Below are 8,365 nucleotides of genomic sequence, written 5' to 3' on the forward strand. Positions count from 1 at the left end.
TAACTTGTAATAGACCCAAAAGTTTTGCCAGTGAAAGAGATAACACATAAAATTTGTCCTAACCACTTACACAACACTGGACGATAGCTAAGCATTTTGATGCTGCATTTACAATAAAAATTGGGCTTGTGAATGTATTTTACGATTTGAAAAACTTCAAATTTATTGCTTAGCGATATCGCAATCGAGGCAAAATATTAGGTTATAGATTCCATTCTATTACTGGAATCTATAAGCTAGAACTAAATAAAGAATGACTTATGAAAGAACCCTATTATTAATCTTCATAATCTAGAAAGGCTTTGTTGCATAAATATTTGAGAGATTGAACTATCCCAAGTATTCCAAATTTAAGAGACAGCTTGGGTGTGAGGATGACCTAATTCCCAAGTTGTCACTTAAACTTTAGAAACTTAGGAAAAACTTTAAAGGCTTTATGTAAAAAAGCTACTAGCAGTTACAATTTTACCTGCAGCTCCTGAATTATAGATGACCTGACTATTGTTTTTTAAAAAAATTGGAAATTATTAAAATAATATCTAAAACTAAAACTGCTATATAGAAAAATAAAATATTTCCACTCATACTCCACAAAATTATAGATAAAAGAGTAATTCCTCTTAAAAAATATTCTGTAAATTTCATATGATCACCATTTCTCAGAGTGTCTAATTACAACACTCTGAGATCATATTTAAGTTATATTTTCTTTAGGCTTTGTTGCACAAACCTATCCATAAAAGCTTGTTTAGTAATATAGTTTCCAAATGAATAAGCCCACACCTAAAATCTATCGTACAACCAATTGGTCTACATACAACCGAGCACTCATTAATCGTGGAAATATTGCCATTTGGTTTGATCCAAACACTCAGTGGTATGCGCAATCACAAGGCAAGCAAGGTCGAAATCAAACTTATTCTGATACTGCTATACAATGCTGCTTAATGATCAAATATTTATTTCGACTCTCTTTACGCATGGTCACAGGTTTTGTTCAAAGTCTAATTAAACTGTGTGGTCTAGACTGGACAGCACCAGATTATTCCACCCTTTGCAGACGACAAAAGCATATCAATATTGCGATTAGCTATCAAAAAAGTACTGATGGGCTACATCTGTTCGTTGACTCTACTGGCTTAAAGTTTCTAGGCGAAGGTGAATGGAAGCGTAAGAAGCACCAACCAGAATATCGTCGCCAATGGTGTAAACTTCATATTGGTAAAGATGCTGAAACCCTGTAAATACGTACTATTCAACTCACTACAAATAATGTGAGTGATTCACAAGTGCTTGAAGATTTACTTGATCAGATTCCACAAGATGAGCAAATTGATTCCGTTTATACCGATGGAGCTTATGACACCAAGCAATGCCGTCAGGTCATTGCAGATCGGCAAGCGCATGCTGTGATTCCTCCAAGAAAAAATGCAAAGCCTTGGAAAGATACAAAGATCAGCTCGCAAGAGCGAAATGAATTACTTCGAACAGTTAAACGTTTAGGCAGGACACTATGGAAAAAATGGTCCGGCTATCATTGCCGAAGTTTGGTCGAAACTAAGATGCATTGCATCAAATTATTGGGGGATAAACTCAGTGCAAGAAAATTTGATAGCCAAGTCAATGAAATTCATGCACGTATAGCAGTCCTCAACAGATTTACGGAATTAGGTCGTCCTCAGACCCAAGCTGTCTCTTAAATTTGGAATACTTGGGATAGTTCAATCTCTCAAATATTTATGCAACAAAACCTTCTTGTTGTAAAAATAGGCATAGATCCAACTGAAATGACTACTAAAAAAATAGTGATCAGCTTTGTCTGTTGTCAGAAGAGGGATTTAGATATTCTGTTTAAAAGTTAAATTCAAGTGATAGTTTTGCTGTTTCTGATTAAGCTGAAAAAATAGAGCAATCCAGATTTGATAGGCATGCATACAGTTTGGATAACACATTAATTGCAGATTTTTTGCAGGCACGCGATAATTTGGTGTGTTTTTCTTTTTTACAGACATACAGTGATACTTCCCCCATATTTTTGCCAAATGGCTGAAAATAAAAAAATAATATTCATATAGTTTTTAATAGTGAGACAATGGCTAAAAATACCATATATTGTATTTTTTCTTCTTTAAATCACTATATATAGTTATCTGTTGTTTATAAAAGTGTGATTTAAATCAAAAAATAAATAAGTTTTTGCTAAGTATGTAGACAAATTTAACTTGATTGATCTTGGGAGCTGAATATGGAAATTAAACAACTGAAACAGATAGAAGTCGTCACAGATATTGTATGTGATGTATGCAACCAATCAACGGAATTGGAGTTTGGAACTTTATCTGCGCACTGGGGTTATGGTTCTAAGCATGACGGGGAAAGATATGAATTGCAGTTATGCGAAAAATGTTTCTTTTATGCCTTGGCGACATTAAAAAAAGAGCGAGCAGATGAGTTTATGTTTGATGAAAATTTTGACCCTTCAACACTAGATGGGTTTGGGCTGAAGTGAACCTATCATCGCGACAGGTTCTAAGAATCCAGAAAATACTGACTCAGATCCAAGCCAGCAGCTTCATTTTTAATGGCGAGTAAGGGATTCAGGAAAAATATTGTTCTTTGCTTCAAGGTCACTGATTTCTGAAAAGGCCTTAATACCGCCTGCGGCTTTAATTCCATCTAAAGCGACAGATAGAGCTTCCTGATCTGATGGGAATGTTTCATCCCATACCGTAGAAGTACCATTTTGGTTTACCACTTCAAGTGTCCAGTCACTATCGGGTAATCGATAAATTAGAACTTCAATTTGCTCATTATCCTCTTGTAAAATTTGAGACAAGGGAGAATCGATTAAATCATTTTCATCATAATCCATAGTACTGTCATGATCAGACATCAGCGGCAGCCTTTATTGTATTTAACATCCGTCCATAGTAATGAATGAATTAAATTTTGCCTATAGGAATGAATGTTATGGGTGCAAAGAATGGCTAAATTTAAAAAATAATTGCCCCGACAATAAAACAAAATAATCCAAAAATTACCCAAATCCAGACATTCGACCTAGGTTGCTCGGTATCTGATGTATAGAGCGGTTGTTGTTCCTGAGCAGGATTTTCTTGGTTGCCAACTCTGTTTTTATAGGGGTGGTGCTTGGAATAGGATAGGCCTGTGCCTGGAATAGCAACGCTGGTTCGGGTGCCTTTTTTGCCAATATTTAAAGAAGCGCCGGGTTTGCCAATGCTTGCACTGCTGATGCCTTTATGCGTCAGATTGATTTTTAATCCAGGTAATATTTTAATACTCTTGCGAAATCTGAAGCCCATATTTTTTCCATTTACAAGAACCAGTTTGGTTTCTATCTCAGTTGTCCGGATACAGTGAAATAAGAGTTTGATTCATTCATAGGACTGATCATTTGACTTATCTAGTGAAATATCAGTATGTTCTTTAACATAAGATATTGGCTTTTAGACAATGAATCAAACATCAAATTATTACAATCAACATGCTCAAGCATTTTTTGAAAATACCTATCAGGTTGAGATGGAAAGTCTTTACGCACCATTTCTAAGATATTTGCCGGAACAGGCATTGATCCTGGATTTGGGCTGTGGCTCTGGGCGTGACACTCTGGCATTTAAGAAAAAAGGCTATCAAGTTGAGGCAATTGATTATTCTACCGAGCTGGTTGAAAAGGCGAGAGAGCTGACAGGCATCGAGGTACGTCAGCAAAGTTTTTATGAGCTGAATGAAGTAGCTAAGTATGATGGGATTTGGGCCTGTGCTTCTCTTTTACACTGTGAAAGAGATCGCCTGACTGAAGTGCTGGCGCGCATATTTAAAGCATTAAAGCCAAATGGTGTGTGTTATATGTCTTTTAAATATGGAAATACAGATCGTGAGAAAGAGGGGCGTAGCTTTACTGATCTAAATGAGCAGCAAGCTCATGACTTACTCAAACAAATAGATCAGGCTTTACTGTTACAGCAATGGATTACTGTAGATAAACGTCCAGACCGTACAGAAGAGTGGATCAACGTAATATGGAAAAAGCAATATCATGCTTTTGATTATTACCCACAGCGTTTATACAATCGTGCCGAGTTAATGAAAGAGCCCTCTTTGATTCCTGCAGAACACGGGATTTATTTTTGGTGGTTCAAAACAAATCCACCGGGAATCCCAACAAAAAACTGTATAACGTATCAAGAATACACTTTGTTGTATGTTGGCATATCGCCTGACAAAAAGACTAAACCAAATAGTAAATCAAACTTGAGAATACGGCTTAAAACACACTTTACAGGTAACGCAGAAGGTTCAACACTAAGACGAACATTGGGCATACTTCTGGCTGAGATGAGTGGGTATCCGCTTAGAAGAGTAGGGTCAGGTAATCGCATGACTTTCACGCATTCAGGTGAGCAATGGCTGGATGCATGGCTTGAAGATAATGCGTATGTGTCCTGGATAATTTGTGAAGAACCTTGGAATGTTGAGGAAAAGGTTTTTGAACAAACGATACTGCCACTCAATTTGAAAGGTAATCAGCACGAGTTTAAAGAAACCCTTTCAGCTATGCGTAAAAAAGCCATTCAAAATGCGAAAATGATGGAAATCGCTACGGAAGCAGGATTACAAAGACAGGTGAAGCTTCAACATGTGGCAGGATGATCACTTTATAGAAAATAATGACTCCAATCTTGGCAAGGTCACCGAGATTTATCCCATTAAATGACTTTATTTGTAAGTGTATGATTTAATTGGTAAAATGTGGTTTTTGGTGGGTTGAAATTTATATCAATTTAGATCATTTAATGTTGTTTTGGTCACTTTATTTTAGACGTTTTGGTTTATAAAAGTCACCTATATTTTGATACTAATTTTCATGAGAAACAATAACAATATATAATTTAATATAATGATTCTTGATTCTTGATTCTTGATTCTTGATTCTTGATTCTTGATTCTTGATTCTTGATTCTTGATTCTTATGAGAATGTTTTATATTGAATTGAATAAATGAATATTATGCTCAATCCTATTTTGGATCATTTGGAGAGTCTCTGCTTGAATTTGTCCAGGTAATAGATCATGAGCGATATTGCTGAATCGGATTGCAACCTTACAAATAGAGCCAATAATTTCAGCGACTTCTTGAGCAGAAAGTTCTGCTTCCTGAGTACCAAGTTTTACAAGAGCTTGTCGAGGAATATCCAGTGCCTCACCCATGATATCCATTTGATGATATCCACCTGACCCTTCACAGAAAGTAACATCATAGGCAGGGGCGAGTTTCCATTGCCCATTTTGGGACATCAGAAATGAAAAGTTTTTGCAATGATCATCTCGATTATTGAAGACTACATTGAAAACAGCTCGCTTGAATGCAATTGCTTTTTCGCGAACATCATTGGTGCAAAAGTGTGCAGCGCGAAGAAAGTTACTGTAGTCTAAACTCCCTGGTGATTTAAAATCAGCTCCGGTAAAGGCAGCTAAACTTTGCATAGGGATACGCATGCCATCGTGGCGGTCAAATCTTTTTGATGCAAATGCAGTTAATCCATTCGGAAGAGTAAAATATTGGGTGTCAGGGGTATCAATATCACAATGACGCAAACATTCTGCATAAACAGCTTCAATTGCACAAACTTCAGGATGCTCTTGCTGAGCGGGAAATTTGATCAGCCAGGCTTCATGTTGATGTGAGCTAACTGTTGAGAATTCGTTGGTGACAGGATCACGATAGACGAGTGCTTTTGGCCTTGCACCTTGTGGTGATCCACCCATAACTAATAAATGCTGTAAAAATTCAGCACCTTCTCCTTTGAGAACTTCCTGGACTTCTTGAGCGAGTTTAAGCAGTGGAATATTTTCAGGTAATGCTAACTCAGGTGCTGAAGGTTCAAAGGATAATGCCCCCATCGCATGTGTATTAATATACGTGAGTCTTTCTAATGGCCCAATCCGTGCTGGATTGAGTCCATTTTTTTTAAATAAGCGATCCATAAGGAGCATGCCCCAACCATCGGGTAGGGCATCATATATAGGACCTGGCAATCCCATTTGATGTGCAGGAAAATTCGTTCTTAATGGGTCACCTTTTAACGGAAGTAGGTAAGAGGAAAGTTCTAAACCTTTACTGATCGCTTCTGCACTGTATTCAAAGGCGATTAATGGTCGACCTGTGATTGCGGTTGAGGAGACCAGTGTACCCCAAAGCCAATATTCACCCCATCCATTGTAATAAACATTAAGTTTTTTGAGCATGGATTTATTTCCTTTTGATACGTTGGCGAGCCGTATTGCTCTCATAGCGGAGAATGTCATCTACACTGTTTAAATGAGGTTTAAAGAGTTCCTCTAATTCTTTTAATCGACCCAGTACCATGGCAACGCGTACTAAATTTTCAAATGAAACATTTCGACCAGCTTCCAAATTAGATACTGTATTTACACCAATACCAGCACGTGTAGCGACGTCTGCCTGAGTCATTTCCAGATAAAGTCGTTCCTTACGAAGCCTTTCACATAATAAAGTAACAACTTCTTCAGGTTTTTTGAATTTTAAATCCATAATATTGGGTCTTATATCTATATATGTGTATTAAACCACAAAATAATGGAGTTATAAAATAAACCGACTTAGTCGGTAAGGAGGGTACTTTATTGGCCTGATTAGATCCTATTAGATTAAAGAAGTCTAATTAGACATTTACAATCTAATAGAGTCTAACAACTTGCTTTAAGCTCAATCAGTTTCGCGCGGTGTCGCGAGGAACCGTGATTTGCTATCAGTTCAATCTGGAATATCTGACACAAGTGGTCTGGAGTAATGAGGTCGATGGGCAGCGCTTTGCCTTTCTTGATAGACATTGATTATTGGTTTGAACGTTATATAAATGAAGATGATCAAGTTATTGATATTGTTAACTCTAAATTTAGATGATTTTCGATCCATTTAACATAATGGGCGTTATACGAAATGCACAAATTGAAACATATAAAAATCAAAAACTTATGATATAAATTATTTGCTCGATGATGTTCAAAAGCCGACTTGGAAACAAGTCGGCTTTTTTATGAGCAGTTTTGATAGTTCTTGCCAATAAATTTGACTAAAAATTACGCTTCTCAACTTGAGTTATACAATTTTGTGATACATTATTGTATATACAAATTTGAATGTTTTTTATGGAACAGTATTTTGAATGGGATGAGGCTAAGAATCGAAAGAATCAGAAAAAGCATGATGTCTCTTTCGAAACTGCGAGCCTTGTTTTTGAAGATCCACTACGGATCTCAATCCAGGACAGACATACCGATGGCGAAGAACGTTGGCAGACCATTGGAAAAGTAAAAGGCGTACTAATGCTCTTAGTAGCTCATACCATCTTTGATGAAGATGACTGTGAAATCATACGAATCATTAGTGCAAGACAGGTAACTAAAGCGGAGCGAGATAAATATGAGCATGGTTAGATACTCACGCAAAGAGCTGAATGAAAAATTCAGCGACAAGCAAGATGCTGAAATTGAACGCTTGCTTGCTAAAGGTATAGTTCCTGATGATCAGCTAGATCTATCAGATATTCCTGAAATGACTGATTGGAGTAATGCTGCACGCCATAATCAATTCTATCGCCCTGTGAAGCAACAAACTTCTATTCGGTTAGATGCTGATGTGCTTGCTTGGTTCAAAGCACAAGGTAAAGGTTATCAAACACGAATGAATGAAATTTTACGGGATGCTATGCTTAAAGAATTAAAAAATCATCAATAGAAATGGGAGCTTAAGCTCTCATTTTTTATCTTAAACTAATCAGTATCTTAATTTAAAAGCAAAAAATTATAAGTAAAAATAATTTAGGAATTATTAGATGCTTAAATCTCAATTTAAACCGAAGAAAATTTCCATTTATACACATATTACAGTTTTCATTGTATCTATAGTTTGTGGGGTAATACTTCTTCCAAACTTTTTAATTTTCCCTGCAATTTTCTATACTTGCACATATAAAAAAATAAGCGTGATAAAATCATTTATTATCGGAATATTTGTTTGCGTACTATTGTGGATTTCCAATATTTTGTATGGAAAACTAGCAGAGCATTGTTGGTATGAATATAAAACTAAAGGTATATGTGCCCTAGTCAAACCAAACTTTACTTTGTAAAAAAAGAAAGTTGAAAAATTTAAGTTTTAAATTAGATTTTTCTTCAATATTCCAAATATTCATTTAACATAAAATCTCTTATACGAAACTCTCACATATTTAGTACTAGAAAACGCAGTGCTGTCTGAATAAAAAATAAAAAGGAAGATATCTCTCCCAAGATATATTCCTTCAAGTTGAATCTTTAG

At 36.1% G+C, this 8,365-nt stretch carries 7 protein-coding genes and 4 pseudogenes; 6 read left to right on the top strand and 5 right to left on the bottom strand.

What is annotated here, in order from left to right; genetic code table 11:
* The first annotated feature begins 767 nt into the window (after window positions 1–767).
* Window positions 768–1,700: pseudogene (locus FTU62_RS11740) on the top strand (IS5 family transposase).
* A 54-nt stretch (window positions 1,701–1,754) separates the two neighbouring features.
* Here FTU62_RS11740 and FTU62_RS17560 read toward each other — a convergent pair.
* A pseudogene (locus tag FTU62_RS17560) lies at window positions 1,755–1,934 on the bottom strand (hypothetical protein); the annotation flags it as partial.
* A gap of 311 nt (window positions 1,935–2,245) precedes the next feature.
* Here FTU62_RS17560 and FTU62_RS11745 point away from each other — a divergent pair.
* Window positions 2,246–2,509 (top strand): hypothetical protein, encoded by a 264-nt coding sequence (locus tag FTU62_RS11745; protein WP_180102752.1) that lies wholly within the window; start codon window positions 2,246–2,248, stop codon window positions 2,507–2,509.
* Between the two features lie 69 nt (window positions 2,510–2,578).
* On the opposite strand, the gene FTU62_RS11750 is transcribed toward FTU62_RS11745, so the two are convergent.
* Window positions 2,579–2,893 carry a hypothetical protein gene (locus tag FTU62_RS11750; protein WP_180102753.1) on the bottom strand — a complete coding sequence of 105 codons (315 nt, stop codon included), beginning with the start codon at window positions 2,891–2,893 and terminating at the stop codon, window positions 2,579–2,581.
* Between the two features lie 100 nt (window positions 2,894–2,993).
* Window positions 2,994–3,323 carry a DUF4236 domain-containing protein gene (locus tag FTU62_RS11755; RefSeq protein WP_180102754.1) on the bottom strand — a complete coding sequence of 110 codons (330 nt, stop codon included), beginning with the start codon at window positions 3,321–3,323 and terminating at the stop codon, window positions 2,994–2,996.
* Window positions 3,324–3,474: 151 nt separating this feature from the next.
* Between FTU62_RS11755 and FTU62_RS17565 the strand changes: the two are divergent.
* Window positions 3,475–4,053 (top strand): annotated as a pseudogene (locus tag FTU62_RS17565) (class I SAM-dependent methyltransferase); the annotation flags it as partial.
* A 99-nt stretch (window positions 4,054–4,152) separates the two neighbouring features.
* Window positions 4,153–4,674: pseudogene (locus tag FTU62_RS17635) on the top strand (GIY-YIG nuclease family protein); the annotation flags it as partial.
* Window positions 4,675–5,004: 330 nt separating this feature from the next.
* On the opposite strand, the gene FTU62_RS11765 reads toward FTU62_RS17635, so the two are convergent.
* Both FTU62_RS11765 and FTU62_RS11770 read right to left on the bottom strand, forming a co-directional pair.
* Entirely contained in the window at window positions 5,005–6,270 is a 1,266-nt protein-coding gene (locus tag FTU62_RS11765) for a type II toxin-antitoxin system HipA family toxin (RefSeq protein WP_180102756.1), read from the bottom strand.
* A 4-nt stretch (window positions 6,271–6,274) separates the two neighbouring features.
* Entirely contained in the window at window positions 6,275–6,577 is a 303-nt protein-coding gene (locus FTU62_RS11770) for a helix-turn-helix transcriptional regulator (protein ID WP_106986693.1), read from the bottom strand.
* 617 nt (window positions 6,578–7,194) lie between these two features.
* Here FTU62_RS11770 and FTU62_RS11775 point away from each other — a divergent pair.
* The gene (locus tag FTU62_RS11775; RefSeq protein WP_039890878.1) at window positions 7,195–7,482 is read left to right on the top strand and encodes a BrnT family toxin; all 288 of its coding nucleotides are present in this window, start codon (window positions 7,195–7,197) and stop codon (window positions 7,480–7,482) included.
* Window positions 7,469–7,783: a BrnA antitoxin family protein gene (locus tag FTU62_RS11780; protein WP_180102757.1), complete on the top strand. Its 315-nt coding sequence runs from the start codon at window positions 7,469–7,471 to the stop codon at window positions 7,781–7,783. Before FTU62_RS11775 ends, FTU62_RS11780 begins: the two co-directional genes overlap by 14 nt.
* The last annotated feature ends 582 nt before the right edge of the window (window positions 7,784–8,365 follow it).

The organism is Acinetobacter sp. YH12126 (assembly GCF_013418745.1).
GTDB lineage: Bacteria > Pseudomonadota > Gammaproteobacteria > Pseudomonadales > Moraxellaceae > Acinetobacter > Acinetobacter amyesii.